A 22776-nucleotide genomic window follows, 5' to 3' on the forward strand; every position below is an offset into this window, starting at 1 on the left:
CCTGTAAAGGAAGCCGCCATGCGCCTGTTTGAACATCCCACGCCGATGGACCAGGCCGAGGCCCTGGCGATCTCGATCGGCAATGCGCTGGAGCTCGCCGTGCGCGTCAAGGGCTGGGCGGTGCTGGCGGTCTCGGGCGGGCGCTCGCCGGTGGCGATGTTCGAGCGGCTGCGCCACCGGCACGTGCGCTGGGACGCGGTGACGATCACGCTGGTCGACGAACGCGTGGTGCCGCCCGACCACGCCGACAGCAACGCCGCACTGGTGCGCGCCCACCTGCTGCGCGAGGCCGCGGCCAGCGCCGCCTTCGTGCCGCTGATTGCCGACGCGCACGACGCCGCCGCGCCCGCACAGGCGGTGGCGCGCGCCAACGCCGCGTTCCGCCAGCCCGACGTGGTGGTGCTGGGCATGGGCGAGGACGGCCATACCGCCTCGCTGTTCCCCGATGCGCCCGAACTGCAGAGCGCGCTGAGCGAGCCGCAGCCGGGCTACGCCATCACCCATCCGTCGGTGGCGCCGCATGCGCGCATCACGCTGAACCTGGCCGCGCTGCTGGCCGCCGAGCGCGTGTTCCTGTCCGTCTCCGGCGCGGCCAAGGCCGCGGTGCTGGAGCGCGCGCTGCAGGGCCCCACGCCGTCGTTGCCGGTGAGCCTGGTGCTGTCGCGGCACCGGCACGGGTTTGACGTGTTCAAGACCTGACCGCCCCGCTTGCCCACCTTTGCGCAAGGAACGAGATCCGCTGCCATGGCCACTACCGCATCCTTCTCCGCTGACTTCCCGCGCCTGCTCGGCGATGTAGGCGGCACCAACGTGCGCTTTGCGCTGGAGACCGCGCCCATGCGGATCGGGCCGGTGACGGCGCTGAAGGTGGCGGATTTTCCGTCGCTGGAGGCGGCGCTGCGCCAGTACCTCGACGGCCTCGCCGGTTCCGGCCAGCCCACGCCGCGTCACGCCGCGATCGGCCTGGCCAATCCGGTGACCGGCGACCAGGTCCGGCTGACCAACCACAACTGGACCTTCTCGATCGACGGCATGCGGCGCGCGCTCGGGCTGCAGACGCTGGTGGCGATCAACGACTTCACCGCGCTGGCGCTGGCGCTGCCGCACCTGCCCGCCGACGGGCTGGCGCAGGTGCGCGCCGGCACCGCGGTGCGCACCGCGCCGCTGGCGCTGGTCGGGCCCGGCACCGGCCTGGGCGTTTCCGGACTGGTGCCGGCGCCGGGCGGGCAGGCCGTGGCGCTGGCCGGCGAAGGCGGCCATATCGAGCTGATGCCGGACACCGACGACGAATGGATCGCGTGGCGCGCGGCCCACCGCAACGTCGGCCGGGTCTCGGCCGAGCGGCTGCTGAGCGGCAGCGGCCTGTCGCATATCCATGCCGCGCTGGCCGCAGAAACGGGTACGCTTTTGCTGGCGCCGCTGCAGCCGGCGCAGGTCACCGCGGGCGCGTTCGAGCGCAACGACCCGCTGTGCCAGCGCGCCATGGCGGTGTTCTTCGGACTGCTGGGCTCGGTCGCGGCCGATATCGCGCTGGTGATCGGTGCGCGCGGCGGCGTTTATCTGGGCGGCGGCATCCTGCCGCGCTTCGTGCCGGCGCTGCGGGACTCGGTATTCGCCGAGCGCTTTGTCGCCAAGGGTCGCATGCGCGGCTGGCTCGAGGCGGTGCCGGTCCATGTCATCACCGCCAGCCATCCGGCGTTGGCGGGGCTGGCGCAGGCGCTGGCCGAACGCCTCGGCAGCGCGGGCGGGAACGGTTAGCCATGCGCGTGCTGCTGGTCGAAGACGATGCCATGATCGGCGAGAGCGTCAAGCTGGCGCTGCGCCAGGAAGGCTTTGCCGTCGATTGGGTGCGCGACGGCGATGCGGGCCTGGCTGCGGCCAGCACCGCCGCGGACGGCCAGGCGTGCTACGACCTGATCCTGCTCGACCTGGGGCTGCCGCGCCGCCCCGGCCTGGAGGTGCTGCGCGCGCTGCGGGCGCGCGGCGTGCCCACGCCGGTGCTGATCCTGACCGCGCGCGACGCCGTCGCCGACCGTGTCGCGGGGCTCAATGCCGGCGCCGATGATTACCTGGTCAAGCCCTTCGACCTGCAGGAGCTGGCCGCGCGCATGCACGCGCTGGCACGCCGCGCCGCCGGGCGTGCTGAACCGCTGGTCACCTACGGCGACATCGTGCTCAACCCCGCCACGCGCGAAGCCACCTGCCGCGGCGAACCGGTGCGGCTGTCGGCGCGCGAATTCGCGCTGCTGTCGGCGCTGATGGCGCGCCCGGGCAAAGTGTGGTCAGTGCCGCAGCTGCAGGAGCGGCTCTATGGCTGGGACGACGAGGTCGGCAGCAATACCGTCGAGGTCTACATCCACGCGCTGCGCAAGAAGTTCGGCGCGGCGCTGATCCGCAATATCCGCGGCGTGGGCTATGTGGTGCCGCGCCTCGACAGCGAAGCAGCGGCCGATGGCGAGGAGGAGGGCAGCTGATGCGCTCGATCCAGCGAACGCTGCTGGCCTGGCTGGCGGCCGGCCTGATAGCCGGGATCGCCATCGCCACCGCGCTGATCTACGGGCAGGCGCGGCAGGAGGCCAACGCGCTGTTCGACTACCAGATGAAGCAGATGGCCGCGGCGCTGCCGAGCCAGTTTCCCAACCCGGTGGCGCCGCCCTTTGTCGGCGCGCCCGGCGACCTCGCGCATGCCGACGAGGATGTGGTGATCCATATCTGGGACGGCTCCGGGCGCAGCCTTTACCTGTCGCACTCGCATCCGGCACTGCCAGCGCGCGCCGAGCTGGGGTTCGCCAACGTGACCACGCAGCAGGGCGAATGGCGCCTGTACAGCATGCAGCTGGGGCCCGCCGTGGTGCAGATCGCGCAGCCGATGAGCGCGCGCCGCACGCTGGCCGCGCGCATGGCGCTGCGCACGGTGGCGCCGCTGCTGCTGTTGCTGCCGCTGCTGGGCTGGCTGGTGTGGATGGCGGTGGGCCGCGGCCTGCGGCCGCTGCGCGAGATCGCCACCGAGGTGCGCGCGCGCGATGCCAACGCGCTGGCGCCGCTGGCGGTGCGCCCGATGCCCGACGAGATCGCGCCGCTGAGCGCGGCGCTGAACCAGCTGCTGGCGCGGCTCTCGCATGCCATCGACACCCAGCGCGCCTTCGTCGCCGATGCCGCGCACGCGCTGCGCACGCCGCTGACCGCGCTGCAGCTGCAGGCACAACTGGTCGAGCGTGCCGACGACGGCGCCGCGCGCGACGAAGCCATCGCCAAGCTGCGCCAGGGGCTGGAGCGGCTGACCCACCTGGTGACCCAGCTGCTGACGCTGGCGCGGCAGGAACCGGGCGCGGCCGTGCCCCCGCACGAACCGGTGGAACTGCATCAACTGGCCGCGGCCGTGGTCGCCGAGATGGCCCAGGCCGCGCTCGATCGCGACATCGACCTGGGCCTGGACGGCAGCGCCGACACTACCCCCGCCGTGGTACGCGGCGACGCCGATGCGTTGCGCATCCTGCTGACCAACCTGCTGGACAATGCGCTCGCATACATCCCCGCCGGCGGCCGCATCGACGTCGCGGTGCGGCGCGGTGCCGATGGCCGTAGCGTGGAACTGGTGGTCAGCGACAACGGCCCGGGCATCCCCGCCGCAGAGCGCGCGCGCGTGTTCGACCGCTTCTATCGCGTCGCCGATGCGCCGACCGGCGGCAGCGGCCTGGGCCTCGCCATCGTCGCCGAGATCGCGCAGTCGCATGGCGCGCGGGTGGTGCTGGAGGATGCCGGGCCGGGGTTGCGGGTCAGGGTGGTGTTTCCGGCTTAGCCCGCGTCAGCAAACATTGCGGCCTGCCCGCTGCGCAACTGGCTGAAGCGGGAGCGCAAATCCAGTTGGTCTTCTGCCCTGCGCAAGGCTTGCCAAAAGCGACAGCCCATCGATCGACACGCAGAAACGGGTACGCTTTGCGCCCGCAGGCCGGGAATGCGACGCGGTTGCGTGCGCTGGCTACGCAGCTAAATCATGCGTTATCGCCGGCCCGAAGGCGCCGCGGCATGGCTTTGACTGGACCCGCCGCGGCACGCAGAAACGGGTACGCTTTTACGGCGCAGGCCATTCAGCGCCATGCCGGCGCGGCGCCATTGCGTATCATGCGTGTTCCTCCCCTCACTGGTGCAACGACAGCATGCGCGCGATCGGCAACTTCCTCTGGTTCATCCTTGGCGGCGTGGTGATGGGCCTGGCCTGGTGGCTGGCAGGGCTGCTGGCCTTTATCTCGATCATCGGCATTCCCTGGGGCAAGGCCTGCTTCGTGATCGGCAGCTTCACCTTCTTTCCGTTCGGCAAGCAGGCCATCAGCCGGCGCGAACTGACCGGGCGCGACGATGTCGGCACCGGAGCGCTCGGGCTGGTGGGCAATGTGCTGTGGTTTGTCGTTGCCGGCGTGTGGCTGGCCATCGGCCATGTCATGGCGGCGCTCGCCAACTTCGTGACCATCATCGGCATCCCGTTCGCGATCCAGCACCTGAAGCTGGCCGGCATTGCGCTGGCACCGATCGGACAGACCGTGGTCAGCAACGAGATGGCGGACGCCGCGCGCCGCGACGGCGCCCGCGCGCAGGTGGACAACCTGCGCCGCTGAGCGCTCAGGCGTCCGCGTCGTCGTCGGGGCCTTCTGCGTCCTGCTGGCCGGCGTGCGCCACCAGCCGGTCGAGCAGGCTGCCCAGCAGCGCCTGCTCGGCTTCGCTCAGGCAACCGAAGATCTCCTCATTGCGCCGGGCGATCATGGCGATCGCCTGCCGGTACAGCGGCTTGCCTTGCGGGGTCAGCGACAGCACCACGCCGCGCCCGTCGGCCGCGCTGGCTTCCTTGCTGACCAGCCCGCGCGCCACCAGCGCCTGTGCCGAGCGGCTCGCCTGGCCCTTGGTCAGGTTGGCGCGCTGCGCCAGGGCGTTGACCGACAGCGGCGCGAAGGCCCCGATCGCCGCCAGGCAACGCCCCTCGCTGAGCAGCAGCCCGCATTGCTCCAGGTAGGCGGCGGCGCTGTCCTTGTCGCTGAGCTTGTTGACCTGGTGCAGGCGGTAGGTCAGGAACTGTTCGAGGCGTGGCAGTGGCTTCATGGCGTTTCCGTTTCGGGCGTCGGCATTGTAGAGCCGCCATGGCCTTGCCGGCTGCGTGCCTCGGCCTCGTCGATCAGCGCCATCACCGGCGCCAGCGCTTGCTGCCGGCTCATCAGGCCCAGGCACACCATCGCCAGCATCAGCGGCGCACGCGCTTCGCCGGTGCGGCCCATGGCTTCGCACAATCGGGTATAGGCCTGGTCGAGTTCTTCAGCTTGCATGGCGGGTTCCGGTCTGCAGCAGGGGGGCGAGGGTGGCGCGCACGGCGTCCCATGACGGTTCGCACCAGCGTGCCAGCACATAGCCATCGGGACGGATGAGATACAGGGTGCCAGGGCTGGCACCATAGCGGGCGTGGGCCTGGCCGTCGACGTCGGCCAGCGCGGCGGCGCCGGCCGGGGCGCCGGTGACCACCTGGTACGCTTGCAGGGCTTGTGGATATTCCTGCGCGAGCGCGGCCAGCGGTTCGGGCAGCGCCGGCCGAGCGGCGCCATGCCGGAACCAGAGCAGCGTGAAGCGCTGCCCGAAGCATTGCGTCAGATGCCGGATGCCGTCCGGCCCGTCCACGCGCAACTCCGGCGCGGGCACGCCTGGTGCCGCGCCCGGGCAGTCGTCGCCGAAGTCGCTGGGACCGTTCAGCGCCGAATCGACATAGGCAATCGGTGCCGACTGGCGCGGATTGATCAGCGAACGCACCGCCGGCTCGGATGGCGCCAGCCGCAGCGTGGCCTCGCGCATCAGCTTGAAGGCGAAGTCGGGCGGCGCCATGAACTCGGTGCTCTTGGCGCCGTAGGCAAGGTTCTGGCGCGTGGCGTGCAGGCGCTCGGCGGAGTAGGTGTCGAGCAGGCTGTCGCCGGCCTGGCCGCGCAGCACCCAGGCCAGCTTCCAGGCCAGGTTGCCGGCATCGTCCAGCCCCGAATTGAGCCCGCGCACGCCGAAGATCGGCACCAGGTGCGCGGCGTCGCCAGCGAACATGACGCGGCCATGGCGGTAATCCTGCAGGGTCAGGCACTTGGCGTTGTACATCGAGATCCACAGCGGCCGCCACGGCTCGGTCTCGCCGATCATGTCGAGGTGGCTCTGCACGCGCGGCAGCACGTTCTCGGGCCTGATCGCCTCGTCGGGATCTTCGTCGTCGCGGATCTGGTAGTCGATGCGCCAGACATCGTCGGGCTGCCGGTGCATCAGCAGGGTCGAGCCGGGATTGGAGGGCGGGTCGAACCAGGCCAGCCGCTCCACCTCGCGCCGGGTTTTCTGAACGATGTCGACGATCACGTAGCGGCCTTCGTACTGCGTGCCTTCCATGCGCAGGCCCAGTTGCTCGCGCACCGTGCTGCGTCCGCCGTCGCACGCCACCAGCCATTGCGCATCGATCTCCACCGCGCCGTCGCCGGTCTCGATCTCGGCGACCACGCCGCCGGGGTGCTGGCGCAGCGTCCGCAGGCGCGCGCCGAAGCGCACGTCGGCGGGCGACGCGCCGCGCAGCGCAGCATCGTGGGCGAAGGCCTCCAGGTAGTACTGCTGGATATTGACCATCGGCGCAAAGCGCTCGCCCGGCTCGCTCGGCATCTGGAAATGCAGCACTTGCGTATCGCGGTAGTAGCTGCGCCCGCCGACCCACGGCAGGCCGGTTGCTACCGTGGCCCGGTCGGCGCCGGCCCAGCCCAGGATTTCGAGCGAGCGCCGCGCCATGCAGATCGCGCGGCTGCCGGCGCAGTAGCCGTCGTCGGCTTCCACCACCAGCGTGGCAATGCCCTGGCGCGCCAGCAGTGCGGCCAGCGTCAGGCCGACCGGGCCGCCGCCGGCAATCAGCACCGGGATGCGCTGCGGCCAGGGACGGGACGAATCGGGCGGTGGTGCGGGCGGCACCGGCAGGTGAGGCGCGTGGGGATCTGGCATGACGGGCGATAGTTTGTGCGAGATGGTTGTGGGCGCAACTATATCGGCCATATAGTTGCGTGCGAAACTAGTGTAAACCCCTCCGGCCACGGCCGGCACTGCGGTAGCGCAAACCAGCCGCAGCCGCCGCGCTCCTTCCCCTGTGCTTCGCCTATGCTTCGCAACAGGCACACTGCTGAAGGGGCCGCGCCATGCCCGTCCTGCCCTCCGATGCCGCGCCGCGCGTGGCCTGGCTGCCATCGCCCGGCAGTTGGCGATACCACCTGATGCTGGGTGCGGCCGGCATGCTGGTGCTGGGGCCGCTGGGTGGCGTCGCCGCGGCGTACATGAATTTCTCGCTGGGGTTCTTTGTTGGCGGACAGGTACTGGCGGGCATCCTGGGCTCGGTGGTGACGGCCGGCTATGGCGCATCCGGCCGCCATGGCGCCAACTACATCCAGACCGCGGCGGCGTCGGTGGCGGGCATGGGCGGCATGGCGGTGGTACTGCAGGCGATGGCGTGGCTGGGCATGGCGCAGCCGCCGCTGTGGCAACTGCTGCTGTACCTGCTGTGCATCGGCATGTTCGGGGTGGGCGTGGGCATGCTGTACACGCCGTTGCTGGTGGACCGCATGCAGCTAACCTTTCCGTCGGGGCTGGCGGTGGCCAACATCCTGCGCGCGCTGACCGACCCGGTGCTGTTGCGGCGCTCGGTGGCGCGCCTCGGCGGCGGTATGGCGCTGGGCCTGGCCAGCGGGCTTGGGGCCGGGCGCGTGCCGGGGCTGGCCGTGCTGGACCTGTCCGCTGCCACCTTCGGCGCCGGCATGATCGTCGGTGCGCGCGTGGGCGTCGCCGCGCTGGTGGGCGGGCTGGCCGGATGGGCCATGACGCCATGGTTCGTCGACGCCGGCTGGCTCGCGCGGGGCGAGCCCTACCGCAAGGCCACATTCCTGGTGGCGCTCGGCATGATCATGGGCGCGGCCGTGGTCGACCTGGCGCAGTTGCTGGCGCAGTTGTCGGTGCAGGCATGCCGGCGCTGGCGGGCACGGCGCCAGCCGCAACCGCCCGCGCCGCGGCGCGGGCCGGGCATGGGCTGGGTGGCGGCGTGGGCGCTGCTGTGGGGTGCGGCCACGGTGGCGGCGGGCGTGCTGTGGTTCGGGCAGCCGCTGGCCTTCCAGCTGATTGCCGTGCTGCTGGCGCTGGTGTTCGCGCTGGTCAACGGCATCTCGGTCGGGATGGTCGACCAGAATCCGATTTCATCGGCATTCGTGCTGTCGGTGATCCTGATGGCGGCCGCCGGCCTGCGCGCGCCCGAAGTCGGCCTGATCGCCGCCACGGTGCTGCTGGTGGCCACCGCCGAAGCCAGCGACATGCAGCAGGACCGCTCCACCGGCTGGCGCCTGGGCAGCGACCGCATGGTGCAGTTCGGCTACCAGGTGGCGGGCATCGTGGTCGGCGCACTGGTCGCGGTGGCGATGGCGCGCCTGTTCCTGCAGGCCTATCCGGTGCTGGCGCTGGACCAGACCAGCCTGCCGGCCGACCAGCAGCCGGCGCGCTGGACCTCGGCCATGACCTACAAGATCGTGGGCGTGCTCCATGGCTTGTCGCAGGACCGGACCGGCCAGTATCTGGCGGTCGGAGCGGGACTGCTGATCGGGCTGGCCACGGCGCTGTTGCGCCGCGCCATCCTCGGCCACCCTGCGTGGCAGCGCTTTGCGCGTTCCGGACGAGGCGGGCAGGCGGCGGATTTCGTGCTTGATGCCGTGATCCTGCCCTCGCCTTATGCGTCGTCGTTCGGCGGTTTCGTCAACCTGACGGCGGCGGCATGGATGGCGGCAGGCGGTGTGCTGGCCAGCGTGGGCGCCGCAGTCGGCGCGCGCGGGACGCGCGGGCAAGGCTTGCCGCGCGACATGAACACCGCGTCGCTGCTTGGCGGGGGCTTGATTGCCGGCGACGCACTGGCGGCGTTGGGCATCGGCATGGCCGGCCTGCTCTCCGTCAGCTGAGAGGTCGGGGCGGCTGATTGTCAAATTTCGTTGACGCTTCTGTCCAAGATCCAGTGGATTGTCAAATCCCGCCACCGGCGTACCATAGGCGGCCAGACTGACGTACTGGCTTGACCCGGAGAATCACCATGGCCCTAGACCAAGAATCCTTTGCCCTGCTGCGCGCCTCGGTGCAGCGCTTCATCGACGAACGCCTGAAGCCCGCCGAAGACACGCTGGAGGAAACCGACGACGTGCCCGCCGAGATCGTCGCCGACATGAAGGAGATGGGGCTGTTTGGCATCTCCATCCCCGAGAACTACGGCGGCATCGGCCTGTCGATGTCGCAGGAATGCGATGTGGTCTATGACCTCGGCCATACCGCGTTCGCCTTCCGCTCGGTATTCGGCACCAACGTCGGCATCGGTTCGCAGGGCATCCTGATGGATGGCACCGAGGAACAGAAGCAGCAGTACCTGCCGCGCATCGCCAGCGGCGAGATGATCATCTCGTTCGCGCTGACCGAGCCGAACGCCGGCTCCGACGCGGCCTCGCTGCAGACCCGGGCCGAGCTGGACGGCGACCACTATGTCATCAACGGCACCAAGCGCTTCATCACCAATGCGCCGCGCGCGGGCGCGTTCACGCTGATGGCCCGCACCGGCGGCCCGGGCGCCGCGGGCATCTCGTCGTTCATCGTGCCGGCCGACACCCCGGGCATCTCGCTGGGCAAGCCCGACAAGAAGATGGGCCAGCGCGGCACCAAGACCTGCGACGTGGTGCTCGAGAACGTGCGCGTGCCGGCCGCCAACATCATCGGCGGCGTACCGGGGGTGGGCTTCAAGACCGCCATGAAGGTGCTGGACCGCGGCCGCCTGCACCTGTCGGCTTTGGCCTGCGGCATGGCGCACCGGCTCATCACCGACGCCGTGGCGTACGCCAAGGAGCGCAAGCAGTTTGGCCGCCCGATCGGCGACTTCCAGCTGATCCAGGCGATGCTGGCCGACAGCCAGGCCGAGCTCTACGCGGGCCTGTCGATGGTGCGCGATTGCGCGCAGCGCTACGATGCCAAGCCCGCCGGCAAGAGCGATCCGGAAGTCAGCATGCTGGCTTCGTGCACCAAGATGTTCTGTACCGAGATGGTGGGCCGCGTCGCGGACCGCGCGGTGCAGATCCACGGCGGCGCCGGCTATATCGCCGAGTACAAGGCCGAACGCTTCTACCGCGATGTGCGCCTGCTGCGCCTGTATGAAGGCACCACGCAGATCCAGCAGATGATCATCGCCAAGCATCTGCTGCGCGACTGACCCCCAACGGCCCGCGTGGCAGGAGTCGACATGGACACGATGCAGTATCGCGCGCGCGACGGTGCGCCGCAGGCAGGACATGATGACGGCGCGCCGCACCGGCTGCGCGCGGTGGTGGCGACCTATCGCCCCACGCTGCAGGCGTACACGCTGGCGGTATCGCCGGCCGAGCTGATGGCGCTCTCCGCGCTGCCGGCACAGATGGCGGCCAGCGTCGGCGCTGCCCCGGACCCGCGCGTGCAGGCGCACCTGGCGCGGTTGCGTACCAAGGTGCAGGACAGCGGCATCGCCTTGCCCGGTGCCATCGTGGTGGCGGTCAGCGGCGGTAGCATGCAGTGCGAGTGCGACCACCTGTTCACGCTTACGCTGCAGCCGCGCCATGGCGACCGCCTGATCGTGATCGACGGCTACGAGCGCCTGCTGGCGCTGGCGCATGGCGAGCGCCGCCAGTGCAAGACGCTGGTGTCGGCGGTGCTGTGGCGCACCGCGCTGGAGACTGCCGCGGCGACACCGGCCGACGATGCCGCCAACGACATCATCGACGCGCCGGTGGCGCAGTCATGCGCGGCGCGCTGGGCCAACGCGACCCGGCTCTGGCATTGATCCGCATGATTGGCGTGACCGGCGTGACCGGCGTGACCGGCGCAACGTAACGGAAGCCGCCTGCAGGGCGGCTTCCTTATTTTCTGGTGATCGCAGGCGCGCTTACGTAGCTTAGGCCGCTTACTGCGGCCACACGCCATCGACCTCGCGCAGCAGGTGGCCGGCGAGAATATAGTCCCCGAGCCGCGTGGCCTTGGCTTCGAGGTCGAGCAGTTCATGGTCCGCCAGCGTGCCAAGATCGAACTGGCAATAGAGATTGCGTTGACGGAATGTGCCCTTGGGTTTGGCCAGCCCTTCGATCAGGGCTTCGCGGGAACGGACGGCGATGCTTTCTTGTCCGCGATACTGCACCTTGATACCGCGCTTTTCTCCGAGCCTGCCGAGTTCGACGGCGTCCTGCCATCCGGTCTCGTAGTCCAGCTCAAGCGCCAGCACGCCTTCGGAGGCCAGAAGCCTGAGCGCTTCTGCCTTGCTGCCAGCTCGCACGATTGACATCCACACCTCTTGTATCGACTTATACTGTACGAATATACAGTCAACCCGGGGTCGGGGCAAGGCCCCTGGCGCGGCGCGCATCGGACCAGCCGCGCACCATCGCCGCAAAGACGCCGGGTCGCCCGCGCTCGCGGATGGCGCCACCGCCCGGCGAGTATGGTTGCCGATGTATTTCAGGGGCATGTCAGAGGCGCGCGGGCGGCGTGTCGCCGGCTTCGTTGCCGCCGGCGGTCGGACCGGTCGACGTGCTGGCGGGCGTGCCCGCCGCCTGGCCGGTTGCCGCGCCCTGCGCCGCTGCGCCGGCGAAGTCGCCGGCATAGGCGCGCGACAGCGTGTCAGGTTGCATATAGCGGCGGATGGCGGCGTTGACCGCTTCCGTGGTGGCGTCGCGCAGGCGTTGCTCGAGTTCAGCGGTAAAGGCCATGGTGCGGCCCAGGTAGAGCTGGCTGGCCAGCGCGCCGGCCAGCGCGGCGTCGTTGCTGCGGCTGACCATGCCCTGCTGCAGCAGGCCGCTGACGGCCTCGGCCAGTTCCTGCGCGGTAATGCCGTCGCGCACCAGCCGCTCCAGTTCCTCGCTGACGGCGCGCTGTACCCGCGCCAGGCTCTGCGGCGCATATTGCGCGCGCACGCCGAAGCGGCCGGCGCGGTCGAGCGCGCCCACCTGCACCCAGCTGCTGGCGCCATAGCTCATGCCTTCGCGCTGGCGCAGCCGGTCCGCCAGCCGGCTGCGCAGGCTGGCACCGCCCAGTACGCGGTTGGCAATCATCATCAGCGCGTAGTCAGGCGCATCATTGGTCAGGTCGATCGGGGCGGTGGCCAGGTACACGGCGTTCGCCTTGCCCGGCGTGGGCAGCGTGAACTCGGCGGCCGGGATCGGCACGAACGGCCGCTCGACGCGCGCATAGGGCTGCGGCGCGGTCCAGTCGCCAAACAACGCGGCCGCCTGCGCGGCGGCAGCCGCGCCATCGAAATCGCCCACCAGGCTCAGCTGCGCATGGCTCGTGCCGTAGAAGCGCGCATGGAAGTCGCGCACCTGCGCCAGCGTGGCCGCGCGCAGGTCGGCGATATTCTCGGCGATGGTGCGCGCGTGGCGCGGGTCGCCCGCGGGGTAGGGGTCGCCGTGCCGGCCCAGCGCATTGGCAGCCAGCACGCCGGGCTCGCGCTGCACGCTTTCGAGCTCCGCGATGCTGGTCTGGCGCAGGGTCTCGAACTCGGCTTCGGGGAAGGTCGGCGCGCGCAACAGGTCGCGCAACAGCGCCAGCAGCTCGGGCAGATGTGAGCGGCGCGTCTCGAAGCTGACCGACACCTGCTCGGAGCCGCCCGAGATGCCCACGCGCGCGCGCAGGGCCTCGATGCGGTCGGCGATCTGCTGGCGGTCCATGCCGGCGCTGCCGCGGCGGAGCATCGCGGCGGTCAGCGCGCCCACCGTGGTCAGCCCCTGCAGGCTGTGCGCGTCGCCCATGCGCAGCACCAGCACGCCGTGCACCACTTCGCCGCGCGCGGGCTTGGGCAGCAGCGCCAGCTGCATGCCGTTGGCGAGCGTCTGGCGCGTGGTATGGGCTTCGATGTTGGCGGGACTGGGATCGAATGCCGCCACCGCGGGCAACGCCGGCCGGCCCTGGTAGCCCTTGACCATGGCCGCGATGTCGGGCACCTCCGGCACTTGCGCGCGCTGCGGTTGCTCGGCCGGCAGGAACACGCCCAGGGTGCGGTTCGAGGCCTGGAAGTAGTTCAGCGCCACGCGCTGCACGTCGGCCAGGGTGGTGGTCTCGATGCGGTCGCGCGCCAGGAAGAACAGGCGCCAGTCGCCCTTGGCGATGGCCTCGGAAAGGGCAATCCCCAGCGCGCCGGGGTCGTTCATGTACTGCTCGTAGGCGTTGCGCATGCGCACGCGCGCACGCTCCAGTTCGGCCTCGGTCACGGGCGCCTCGGCAAAGCCCTCGATCTGCGTGATCAGGCCGGCACGCGCGGCCGCGAGCGGCTGGTCTTTCGACGCCTGCGCCATGAACAGCAGCGCGCCGGGATCCTTCATCGCATAGAACGCGCTGCCGATCGACGTAGCCTGGCCGCGCTCCACCAGCGCCTTGTACAACCGGCCGCCGGGGGTGTCGCCCAGGATGATGGTCAGCAGCGACAGCGCGGTGGTGTCGGGGTGCGAGCCGGGGCTGACATGGTATTGCGCGGCCACCAGGCGGGTGTCGCCCGGGCGCATCACTACCAGTTCGCGCGCGCCTTCCTGCGCGGGCTCGACGGTGGGCTCCGGCGGCAGCACGCGCTGCGGGCGCGGAATCGGCCCGAAATAGCGCTCGATGCGCGCCAGCGTGGCGGCGGGATCGAACTTGCCCGCCACCACCAGCACCGCGTTGTCGGGCTGGTAATAGCGGCGGTAGAACGCGCGCAGGTTGTCGAGGCTGACGTTCTCCACGTCGCTGCGCGCGCCGATCGGGGCCTTGCCGTAGTTGTGCCAGCGGTAGGCGGCGGCCATGGTCTGCTGCATCAGCATGCGCCCGGGGCTGTTCTCGCCCATCTCCATCTCGTTGCGCACCACCGTCATCTCGCTGTCGAGGTCGGCGCGCGCGATCACGCTGTTGACCATGCGGTCGGCCTCCATGCGCAGCGCCCAGTCCAGGTTGTCGTCGCTGGCGGTGAAGGTCTCGAAGTAGTTGGTACGGTCCTGCGCGGTGGTGCCGTTGACGCTCATGCCGCGCCGCGCGAACTCGCCCGGGATGGTCTTGCCCGGCAGCGACGGCGTGCCCTTGAACAGCAGGTGCTCGAGCAGGTGCGCCATGCCGGTCTCGCCGTAATTCTCGTGGCGGCTGCCGACCAGGTAGGTGATGTTGACCGTGGTGGTGGCCTTGGCGGCATCGGGCGCCAGCACGATGCGCAGGCCGTTGGGCAGGCGGTGTTCGGTAATGCCTTCGACCGATGCCACCTGCGTCGCCTGCACTGCCTGTACCGGCGCTGCCGAAGGCTGCGCCAACGCCGGGGGGCAGGCCAGCGTGGCAAGCAGTGACAGGTGCAGGGCGGTGCGGCGCATGGGGTCTCCGATGGGAAAGATAAGGGCAGGGCAACTGTGCCCCAACCGATCCCCGCGCGCCAGAGGGAAATGTCCGAAAGCAGCGGATGCGCGCCGGCATCTGGCGGTAGCATGCCGTCATGAACCTCGATCCCGACACCTGCTACAAGGCCGTGGCCTCGCACGACCGCCGCTTCGACGGGCGCTTCTTCGTGGGCGTCTCGTCGACCGGCGTGTATTGCCGCCCCGTGTGCGCGGTACGCACTCCCAAGCGCGAGAACTGCTCGTTCTATGAAAGCGCCGCCGCGGCCGAGAAGCATGGCTTTCGCCCGTGCCTGCGCTGCCGCCCGGAACTGGCGCCGGGGCATGGCCTGGCCGATATTTCCGGCCGGCTGGCGCAGGCCGCCGCCACGCTGATCGACGAAGGCTTCATGGCCGACGGCAGCGTGGCCGCGCTGGCGGCGCGCATCGGCGTGACCGAGCGCCACCTGCGGCGGCTGTTCGACGCGCAGTTTGGCGTGTCGGTGCTGGAGTACGCGCAGACCCAGCGCCTGCTGCTGGCCAAGCGGCTGCTGGCCGATACCGCGCTGCCGGTGACGGACGTGGCGCTGGCGGCGGGCTTCGGCAGCGTGCGCCGCTTCAATGATGTGCTGAAGACCCGCTACGGCCTGACGCCGCTGGCGCTGCGCCGGCGTGCCGCCGAGGGCGTGGCCGACCGGCTGGTGTTCGAGCTCGGCTACCGGCCGCCCTTTGCCTGGGACGCATGGCTGCGCTTCCTGTCCACGCGCGCGGTCGACGGCATCGAAGCCATCCGCGATGGCGCCTACCTCCGCACCTTGCGCGTCGAAGCCGGTGGCAGCGCCCACCTCGGCTGGGTCCGCATCGAGCATGTGCCGCGCCGACTGGTGCTGCGCGTGACCCTGTCGGCGTCGCTGGCGCGCGTGATTCCGCAAGCGCTGGGCAAGGTGCGCCGGCTGTGCGACCTGGGCTGCCGCCCCGACGTGGTGGACCGGCACCTGGGCGACCTGGCCGAGGCGATGCCGGGCGTGCGCCTGCCTGGCTGCGTCGACGGCTTCGAGATCGCGGTGCGCGCGGTGGTCGGGCAGGTGATTTCGGTGGTGCAGGCACGGCGCATCCTGGCCGCGCTGGCACAGTGCGCGGGGCAGGCGCTGGACGGCGCGCCGCCTGACGGCTTGCGCTACACCTTCCCGAGCGCGGCCGCGCTGGCGGCGTTGCCCGAGGCTGCGCTGCGCCAGGCGGGCGTGTCGCCAGGCAAGGCCCGCACGCTACAGGCGCTTTCCCGCCGCGTCGCCGACGGCACGCTGGTGCTCGACCCGCATGCGGCGCCGGAGCAGGCGGTGGCGGCGCTGCGCGGGATCGACGGCATCGGCGACTGGACCGCGCAGTATGTCGCCATGCGCGCGCTGGGCTGGCCCGATGCCTTCCCCGGCACCGACTATGCGCTGCGCAAGGTGTTGGGCGTCAGCACCGTGCGCGCGATGCACGAACGCACTGCGCAATGGGCGCCGTGGCGGGCCTACGCCGCAATCCACCTGTGGCACCGCTATGAAACGATGAAGGACACGCCGCCGGCCGCGGCGCAACCGGAGACCCTCCCATGACCAGCTATCGTCATATCGACAGCCCGCTGGGCACCGTGCTGCTGCGCGCGCGCGACGGGCACCTGACCGGCCTCTTCTTCGCGGGACAGAAGTACCATCCCGCCGGCATTGCCGACAGCCGCGACGTGCCTGCGGCCGACGCCGCGGTGCTGGACCGGGCCGCCGCCGAGCTGGCCGAGTATTTTGCCGGCCGCCGCGACACCTTTACCGTGCCGGTGCGCTTTGCCGGCAGCCCGTTCCAGCAGCGAGTGTGGCAGGCGCTGCTGGAGATCCCGTGCGGCGTCACCGCTTCGTACGGCGAACTGGCGCGCACGCTCGGGCTGCCGCCCACGCATGCACGCGCCGTGGGCGGCGCGGTCGGCCGCAACCCGCTGTCGGTGATCGTGCCCTGCCATCGCGTGCTGGGCAGCGCCGGCGCGCTGACCGGCTATGCCGGCGGCATCGAGCGCAAGCGCGCCCTGCTGCGGCGCGAGGGCATCGCTGCCGCGACGGGCTGAAGCCGGCCACGCAGCGATGGCACGCCTGTTCATCGCGGTGGAAGTGCCGCCCGCACAGGCGGTGGGGCTGTTGTCGACGCTTCCTGCCGTGCCCGGCGTGCGCGCCGCGACACCGGCCCAGGTCCACCTGACCCTGCACTTCCTCGGCGAAGGCCTGGGCGAGGCGGCACAGGCCGTCGAAAAGCTCGCTGCCGCGCTCGCGATGCTGCGTACCCCTGCGTTCACGCTGCAGGCGTACGGCACCGGGCGCTTTCGCAGCGGCCCGGGATCGGTGCTATGGGCCGGCCTCGCGCCCGGTCCCGGACTGGACGCGCTGCGCGCCATGCACGCCGAGGTAGGCGAGGCACTGGCGCAAGCCGCCGGCTTCGCGCCGGAGCGGCGGCGCTTCCATCCGCACGTGACCCTGGCCCGCTGCAAGCCGACCGTGCCCGAGAGCGCGCTGCGCGCGTGGCTCGATGCGCACCGCACCCTGGCCAGCGCGCCGTGGCGCGTCGCGCGGCTGGTGTTGTTCGAAAGCCGGCTCGGTCCGCAGGGCCCGCAACACCTGCTGCGCCAAGCCTGGCCGCTGACGGCGCAAGGCCCTACGCCAGGTTGCTGAAGCCCAGCGCCATGCCCAGCCCGCACAGGGCCGAGCCGATGGCGCGGTCCAGCAGCCGCTGGCGCCGCAGCATGGCCGCGCGCAGCGCCGGCGCGGTGAACACCCACGCCACCACGCTGAACCACGCCAGGTGCGCCACCGACATGAATCCGCCATAGGCCCATTGCACCGGTACCGGGGTGTGGACGTCCACCACCTGGGTGTAGGTGCTGACGACGAACAGCGTGGTCTTCGGGTTCAACGCATTGGTCAGCAGGCCCATGCGCAGCGCCGCCAGCGGGGCCAGCGCGCGGCCGCCGCGCAGGTCTACCGTCAGCGCGTCGCGCCTGCGCAGCGTCTGCAGGCCGATCCAGACCAGATAGACGGCGCCCAGCGCCTTCACCACCGTCAGCACGCCATGCGCGTGCGTCATCAGCAGCGATACCCCGAACATCGTATAGAGCACATGCACCTGCACGCCCAGGGCGATGCCGACTGCACTGAGCAAGCCGGCACGGCGGCCGTACAGGTAGCTGTTGCGGGTGACCATGGCGAAGTCCGGGCCGGGACTGATCACGGCCAGCACGGTCACCGTGGCGACAGCGAAGGATTCGGCGAGAGGGGGCATGTTGCGTCAGGATATGTTGTGTTTTCCGGCCGATCCCCAGTCGTGGGGGTCGAAGCGTACCCAATTCTGCGTGCCGCTAAACGCCCACACAACCGATATATACTCGCGCGATTCCGTGAGAAAAACTGACCGATGCACTGGCTGGGATGGATCCGATTCTTCGAGGCCGCGGCGCGCCATGAGAGCTTTGCCCGCGCGGCGCAGGAGCTGCACCTGACCCATGGCGCGGTCAGCCGGCAGATCCGCCAGTTGGAGGACACGCTTGGCGTGGCCTTGTTCGAGCGGCGCAACCGCGGCGTTTTCCTGACCGAGGCGGGGCGCTCGCTGTTTGCGGCGGCGACGCAGTCGATGGAGGGTCTGGCCGCCGCCGCCGCGCGCATCCGCGCACAGCCCGCGGAGCGGGCGCTGGTGCTGTCGTGCGAGCCGACCATCGCCATGCGCTGGCTGATCCCGCGGCTGCCGCGTTTTGCCGCGCGCCATCCCGACATTCCGCTGCACCTGATGGCGGCGGGCGGGCCGATCGACTTTGCGCGCAGCGGCGCCGACCTGGCGCTGCGGCGCAACGACTTTGCCTTCGACGTCCGCTGGCATGCGCGCGAGGTGGTGCAGGAGCGCGTGGGCCCGGTGTGCCGGCCACAGTCGGCCGAGGGTGCGGCGGTGGCGCCGGTGCGATTGCATACGCGCACGCGGCCGCAGGCCTGGCAGCGCTGGCAGGCGGCGTGCCCCGATGACGCGGGCCGGCTGCGCCTGGACGGCGACGCCTGGTACGAGCATTTCTATCTGAGCCTGCAGGCCGCGGCGGCGGGCCTGGGCTGGGCCATGGCTTCGCAGCTGATGGCTGCCGACGAGATCGCCGACGGCCGGCTGGCGGCGCCGTTCGGGTTTGCGGCCGACGGCTCGGCCTACCACCTGCTGTCGCCCGCGCCGTTCGAGCACGACACGCGCCGGCTGGCCCTGCTGGCATGGCTGCGCGAGTGCGCGCACGCCACGCTCGCACCACCGCTGCAGGCCTGAAAGGCACGCAAGCGCTACCCCCCGGAAGTCTGTCCTCAAGTTCTGCCACAGATTTGCCGAAGTGAGATCATCGGTCTTGCCGGCCTATGGTGCAGGCGCTTAACATGCGGCGCGCGGCCGGCAGGCCGGTGCCGCCGACGGGCTCACGGCTGGTCCGCGGCTGTGCCATGGCCGTCGCTCCCAGCCCCTCCAGATGTTGCGTGAACCTATGAACCAGCACGACGCCCCCGGGCCCGCCGATCACGATGCCGAAGCCGACCCGGCGGACGAGCGCTATCGCCTGACCCACAACTCGCAGATCGGCACGGTGCTGCGCGACCTGGCGTGGCAGAAGTGCATGCTGAGCGTGCGCACCCGCACCGCGCACCAGTTCGTCACCTCGATCCTGCATGTCGACCCGGTCAACCGCACCTTCGTGTTCGACTGGTGCAATGCCGAGCCCGAACGGATGTCGCTGATGACTTCCGAAGAGAACGCGTTCTCCGGGCTGCTGCGCGGCGTGCCGGTCAACTTCGTGGTGGGCCAGCCGGCGGCCACGCGCTATGAAGACGGCCCCGCCTTCGTGGTCGAGTTTCCGGACAAGCTCTATCACTTCCAGCGCCGCCGCCATTTCCGCGCGCGCACGCTGGTGACCAAGGGCTACCGCTGCGAGATGCCGATGCCGGACAAGACCGTGCTGGGCCTCGATATCGCCGACCTGTCGCTTTCCGGCGTGGGCCTGCGCTCCAGGACCGTCACCGCCGAGCGCCTGCCGGTTGGCACCACGGTGGCGAAGTGTCGGCTGGACTTCCGCGAGCTGGGCAAGCTGGAGGTGGACATGCAGGTGGTCGGCCACTGGCTGGTGGGGCACGACGACAGCGCCATCCACCACTTCGGCTGCGCCTTCGTCAATCCGGACGGGCGCATGGAAAACTTCCTGCAGCGGCTGGTGTTCTCGCTCGAACTGGCGCACCGCGGCTGAGGCGCCGCCTCCGACCCGGCGCAGTACGCGACCGGTTTACGCTACATTGCCTGCCAGTTCGCATGACACGGGAGGCGCAGGGCAATGGTCCACAGCGATCCGGCTCCGGCCGGCGGCAAGCAGTTTTCGGCTGACTACCTAGTCATCGGGGCCGGCATTGCCGGGGCCTCGGTGGCGTACTGGCTGGCGCGCGCGGCCAGCGTGATCGTGCTCGAGCGCGAGGCGCAGCCGGGCTACCACGCCACCGGCCGTTCGGCCGCGCTCTACCTGGAAAGCTACGGCACGCCGCAGGTGCGCGGCCTGACCATGGCCAGCCGCGCCTTCCTCGATGCCCCGCCCACGGGGTTTGCCGACCATCCCGTGCTGTCGCCGCGCGGCGCCATGATGCTGGCGCGCCCGGGCGAACAGGACCAGCTCGACGCGCACTGGCAGGTGCTGGCCGGCATGGGCGCACGGGCGCAGCGGCTGGACCAGGCCGGCGCGTGCGCGCTGGTGCCGGTGCTGCGGCCGGAACTGGTGCTGGGCGCGGTGCTGGAGCCCGATGCCGCCGACATGGACGTGCATGCCTTGCATCAGGGCTACCTGCGCGGCGTGCGCCATCACGGCGGGGTGATCGCCTGCGGCGCCGAGGCCGGCGTGATCGAGCGGCGCGACGGCTTGTGGCACGTCCATGCCGGCGCCGGCATCTACCGCGCGCCGGTGCTGGTCAACGCGGCGGGCGCGTGGTGCGACGTGGTGGCGGCGCGCGCGGGCGTGGCGCCGGTGGGGCTGCAGCCGTGCCGGCGTTCGGCCTTCGTCTTTGCCCCGCCCGATGGCATCGAGGTCTCGCGCTGGCCGATGTTCTACGGCTTCGACGAGACCTGGTACGTCAAGCCCGATGCCGGCATGCTGCTCGGCTCGCCGGCCAACGCCGACCCGGTGCCGCCGCACGACGTGCAGCCCGAGGAGCTGGACATCGCCACGGGCATCCACCAGATCGAGGCCGCCACCACGCTGACGATCCGCCGCCCCGCGCGCACCTGGGCCGGACTGCGCTCGTTCGTTGCCGACGGCGACCTGGTGGGCGGATTCGATCCCGAGGCGGAAGGTTTCTTCTGGGTGGCCGCGCAAGGCGGCTATGGCATCCAGACCTCGGCGGCGATGGGTGAGGCCTGCGCCGCGCTGGCGCAGGGCCGGCCGCTGCCGGCGCATATCGCTGAGCATGGCGTGACCGCCGCCATGCTCAGTCCCGCGCGGCTGCGCGCACAGGCGGGCTGGTAAGCCCTGGCGCCGGCCAGCGGCAGGATCAGGAGCCGATCATCCGGCCAATCGCCGCGGCGGCCTCGCGCATCGGCGCCAGCAGCCGCGTGATCATGTCCGCTTCGGAAACGCGCGCGGCGCGCACGCTCACGCTCAGCCCCGCCAGCACGATGCCCGAGGCCGAGCGCACCGGCACGGCCATGGCGCGCAGGCCGGGCTCCAGCTCTTCATCGACGATCACATAGTCCACTTCGCGGGCACGCTCGAAGCAGGCTTCCAGTTCCTGCCGCGAAACCTTGGTCTGCAGCGTGCGCGGGCGCAGCTCGGCATGCTCGAAAAAGCCGTCGAGCACGGTCGCGGGCTGGTGCGCCAGCAGCAGCCGGCCGTTCGAGGTGCAGTAGGCCGGCAGGCGGCTGCCCATGCCGAGCGAATAGTTCAGCACGCGCTGCACTTCGGAGCGCACCAGGTACAGGATGTCGGTGCCGTCCAGGATCGCCAGCGTGCAGGTCTCGTGGATGCGCGCGCTCAGGTTGTCCAGGATCGGCTGCGCCAGCGACACCAGCGAGGTCGACGAGAAATACGCGTGCCCCAGGTGCAGCACGCGCGGGCGCAGCGCGAACTGCCCGTCCTGCTGGCTGACATAGCCGAGCTGCTCCAGCGTGTACAGGCAGCGCCGCACCGACGCGCGCGAGAGCTGGGTGCGCTGTGCCACCTGCGAGATCGTCAGCGGGCGCTTGCGCTCGGAAAACGCTTCCAGCACGGTCAGCCCGCGCGCCAGCGACAGCATGAAATTGGGATCGCCGGCAAAGCTGCCGAGCAGGTCGGCCTGGGGCCGGGCAACGCGGACGGTGTCGGCCTGGGCATGGCCAAGACCGATGGGGCGGAGGACATCCATGGGAGGCTGGGAGTGGTCTACGGTCGTTCGATAATCGCGCAATGTTAAACCGCTCCGGCGCTGCGAGCCAGCATTGCTTGCATGCTGCACTGCGTCATCGGCGACGCCGGGTCACCACTTCCGCCACCTCGAACAGTGCCATGCCCGCGAGCATCGCCGCGACAAAGCCCCACGCCTTGGCGTAGCCCGCACCCAGCGCGACCAGCGCGGGGCCCGGGCAAAAGCCGGCCAGGCCCCAGCCGGTTCCGAAGGCGGCACTGCCCAGCAGCAGGCGCGGCGTGACCGCGGCCAGCGCCGGCCACTGCATCGGCAGACCAAGCCAAGAGCGCTGGCGCCGGCGTGCCAGCGCAAAAGCCACCACGCCGACCCCGATCGCGCCGGCCATGACGAAGGCAAGCGAGGGGTCCCACATTCCCGCGAGGTCGAGAAAGCCCAGCACCTTGGCCGGGTTGGCCATGCCGGAGAGGATCAGGCCAATGCCGAACACCAGTCCGGCCAGCAACGCCAGCAACGTGCCCATGGTTCAGCCTCCCATTACGTGGCGCTGCACGAGCACCGTCAGGAAGCCGGCCGCCATGAAGGTCACGGTAGCCGCCAGCGAACGCACCGAACCGCGCGACAGGCCGCACACGCCGTGGCCGCTGGTGCAGCCGCCGGCGTAGCGCGTGCCCACGCCGACCAGCAGCCCGGCCACCAGCACCTCGGTCCAGCCCGCGTCGATGCGCGCCGCGGGCATGGCATCGAACGCGAAGGCCAGCCATGGCGACAGCAGCAGCCCGATGACAAAGGCGGCGCGCCATGCGGTGTCGCCTTGCGGCAACCGCAGCACGCCGCCGACGATGCCGCTGATGCCGGCGATGCGACCCAGGCCGAGCATCATCAGCGCCGTCGCAAGGCCGATGACAAGCCCGCCGGCGAGCGAAAGCCACGGCGTGAAATGCTGGAAGTCGATCTGCATCAAGGGTGCG

23 protein-coding genes are annotated in these 22776 nt (G+C 70.7%); 14 read left to right on the forward strand and 9 right to left on the reverse strand.

What is annotated here, in order from left to right:
- The first annotated feature begins 18 nt into the window (after positions 1-18).
- From pgl to U9J39_RS00825, 5 genes are all read left to right on the forward strand, one after another.
- The gene (pgl, locus tag U9J39_RS00805) at positions 19-699 is read left to right on the forward strand and encodes a 6-phosphogluconolactonase (protein WP_326346292.1); all 681 of its coding nucleotides are present in this window, start codon (positions 19-21) and stop codon (positions 697-699) included.
- Between the two features lie 45 nt (positions 700-744).
- Positions 745-1758, forward strand: coding sequence for a glucokinase (gene glk / locus U9J39_RS00810; RefSeq protein ID WP_326346293.1), 1014 nt, complete (start codon positions 745-747; stop codon positions 1756-1758).
- A 2-nt stretch (positions 1759-1760) separates the two neighbouring features.
- Entirely contained in the window at positions 1761-2474 is a 714-nt protein-coding gene (locus U9J39_RS00815) for a response regulator transcription factor (RefSeq protein ID WP_326346294.1), read from the forward strand.
- Positions 2474-3799, forward strand: coding sequence for a sensor histidine kinase (locus U9J39_RS00820; RefSeq protein ID WP_116313739.1), 1326 nt, complete (start codon positions 2474-2476; stop codon positions 3797-3799). The genes U9J39_RS00815 and U9J39_RS00820 overlap by 1 nt, the downstream gene beginning before the upstream one ends.
- A 358-nt stretch (positions 3800-4157) precedes the next feature.
- Positions 4158-4613, forward strand: a complete 456-nt coding sequence (locus U9J39_RS00825; protein ID WP_115682052.1) for a YccF domain-containing protein — start codon at positions 4158-4160, stop codon at positions 4611-4613.
- A gap of 4 nt (positions 4614-4617) precedes the next feature.
- Here the strand turns inward: U9J39_RS00825 and U9J39_RS00830 are convergent, their stop codons facing one another.
- From U9J39_RS00830 to U9J39_RS00840, 3 genes are read right to left on the reverse strand one after another with little or no spacing between them, the layout of a single operon-like run.
- Entirely contained in the window at positions 4618-5091 is a 474-nt protein-coding gene (locus U9J39_RS00830; RefSeq protein ID WP_115714162.1) for a MarR family winged helix-turn-helix transcriptional regulator, read from the reverse strand.
- Entirely contained in the window at positions 5088-5312 is a 225-nt protein-coding gene (locus U9J39_RS00835; RefSeq protein ID WP_115714161.1) for a hypothetical protein, read from the reverse strand. Before U9J39_RS00835 ends, U9J39_RS00830 begins: the two co-directional genes overlap by 4 nt.
- Entirely contained in the window at positions 5302-6990 is a 1689-nt protein-coding gene (locus tag U9J39_RS00840; RefSeq protein WP_326346295.1) for an FAD-dependent oxidoreductase, read from the reverse strand. Before U9J39_RS00840 ends, U9J39_RS00835 begins: the two co-directional genes overlap by 11 nt.
- A 191-nt stretch (positions 6991-7181) precedes the next feature.
- Here U9J39_RS00840 and U9J39_RS00845 point away from each other — a divergent pair, with 191 nt between their 5' ends.
- From U9J39_RS00845 to U9J39_RS00855, 3 genes are all read left to right on the forward strand, one after another.
- Positions 7182-8975 carry an OPT/YSL family transporter gene (locus tag U9J39_RS00845; RefSeq protein ID WP_326346296.1) on the forward strand — a complete coding sequence of 598 codons (1794 nt, stop codon included), beginning with the start codon at positions 7182-7184 and terminating at the stop codon, positions 8973-8975.
- Between the two features lie 128 nt (positions 8976-9103).
- The gene (locus tag U9J39_RS00850; protein ID WP_115699299.1) at positions 9104-10261 is read left to right on the forward strand and encodes an acyl-CoA dehydrogenase family protein; all 1158 of its coding nucleotides are present in this window, start codon (positions 9104-9106) and stop codon (positions 10259-10261) included.
- Between the two features lie 30 nt (positions 10262-10291).
- Positions 10292-10864: a hypothetical protein gene (locus U9J39_RS00855; RefSeq protein WP_326346297.1), complete on the forward strand. Its 573-nt coding sequence runs from the start codon at positions 10292-10294 to the stop codon at positions 10862-10864.
- 120 nt (positions 10865-10984) lie between these two features.
- Here U9J39_RS00855 and U9J39_RS00860 read toward each other — a convergent pair whose 3' ends face one another.
- A complete protein-coding gene (locus tag U9J39_RS00860) occupies positions 10985-11359 on the reverse strand; it encodes a PHA-granule associated protein 4 (protein WP_115682045.1) in 375 nt (124 codons plus the stop codon).
- 184 nt (positions 11360-11543) lie between these two features.
- Positions 11544-14396: a M16 family metallopeptidase gene (locus U9J39_RS00865; protein WP_326346298.1), complete on the reverse strand. Its 2853-nt coding sequence runs from the start codon at positions 14394-14396 to the stop codon at positions 11544-11546.
- 119 nt (positions 14397-14515) lie between these two features.
- Here U9J39_RS00865 and U9J39_RS00870 point away from each other — a divergent pair, with 119 nt between their 5' ends.
- The 3 genes from U9J39_RS00870 to thpR are packed head-to-tail and all read left to right on the forward strand — an operon-like array spanning position 14516 to position 17092.
- Positions 14516-15997 (forward strand): AlkA N-terminal domain-containing protein, encoded by a 1482-nt coding sequence (locus U9J39_RS00870; protein WP_326346299.1) that lies wholly within the window; start codon positions 14516-14518, stop codon positions 15995-15997.
- Positions 15994-16494, forward strand: coding sequence for a methylated-DNA--[protein]-cysteine S-methyltransferase (locus U9J39_RS00875; protein WP_115682042.1), 501 nt, complete (start codon positions 15994-15996; stop codon positions 16492-16494). Before U9J39_RS00870 ends, U9J39_RS00875 begins: the two co-directional genes overlap by 4 nt.
- Before the next feature lie 16 nt (positions 16495-16510).
- Positions 16511-17092 (forward strand): RNA 2',3'-cyclic phosphodiesterase, encoded by a 582-nt coding sequence (gene thpR / locus U9J39_RS00880; protein ID WP_115714156.1) that lies wholly within the window; start codon positions 16511-16513, stop codon positions 17090-17092.
- Here thpR and U9J39_RS00885 read toward each other — a convergent pair.
- Complete coding sequence (locus U9J39_RS00885; protein WP_326346300.1) at positions 17076-17699, reverse strand: LysE family transporter; 624 nt, start codon at positions 17697-17699, stop codon at positions 17076-17078. The genes thpR and U9J39_RS00885 overlap by 17 nt on opposite strands.
- A 132-nt stretch (positions 17700-17831) precedes the next feature.
- Here U9J39_RS00885 and U9J39_RS00890 point away from each other — a divergent pair, with 132 nt between their 5' ends.
- The 3 genes from U9J39_RS00890 (at position 17832) to U9J39_RS00900 (ending at position 20934) form a co-directional block, all read left to right on the forward strand.
- On the forward strand, positions 17832-18713 hold the full coding sequence (locus U9J39_RS00890; protein ID WP_326346301.1) for a LysR family transcriptional regulator: 882 nt from the start codon (positions 17832-17834) through the stop codon (positions 18711-18713).
- Between the two features lie 208 nt (positions 18714-18921).
- Positions 18922-19674 (forward strand): flagellar brake protein, encoded by a 753-nt coding sequence (locus U9J39_RS00895; RefSeq protein WP_240991383.1) that lies wholly within the window; start codon positions 18922-18924, stop codon positions 19672-19674.
- 84 nt (positions 19675-19758) lie between these two features.
- Positions 19759-20934, forward strand: coding sequence for an NAD(P)/FAD-dependent oxidoreductase (locus U9J39_RS00900; RefSeq protein ID WP_326346302.1), 1176 nt, complete (start codon positions 19759-19761; stop codon positions 20932-20934).
- A 25-nt stretch (positions 20935-20959) separates the two neighbouring features.
- On the opposite strand, the gene U9J39_RS00905 is transcribed toward U9J39_RS00900, so the two are convergent.
- From U9J39_RS00905 to U9J39_RS00915, 3 genes are all read right to left on the reverse strand, one after another.
- Complete coding sequence (locus U9J39_RS00905; RefSeq protein WP_115682036.1) at positions 20960-21808, reverse strand: IclR family transcriptional regulator domain-containing protein; 849 nt, start codon at positions 21806-21808, stop codon at positions 20960-20962.
- A 94-nt stretch (positions 21809-21902) separates the two neighbouring features.
- On the reverse strand, positions 21903-22328 hold the full coding sequence (locus tag U9J39_RS00910; RefSeq protein WP_326346303.1) for a DUF6691 family protein: 426 nt from the start codon (positions 22326-22328) through the stop codon (positions 21903-21905).
- A 3-nt stretch (positions 22329-22331) separates the two neighbouring features.
- Positions 22332-22766 (reverse strand): YeeE/YedE family protein, encoded by a 435-nt coding sequence (locus U9J39_RS00915; RefSeq protein ID WP_326346304.1) that lies wholly within the window; start codon positions 22764-22766, stop codon positions 22332-22334.
- Positions 22767-22776 lie beyond the last annotated feature (10 nt).

This window comes from Cupriavidus sp. SS-3 (assembly GCF_035818815.1).
Classification (GTDB): domain Bacteria; phylum Pseudomonadota; class Gammaproteobacteria; order Burkholderiales; family Burkholderiaceae; genus Cupriavidus; species Cupriavidus taiwanensis_C.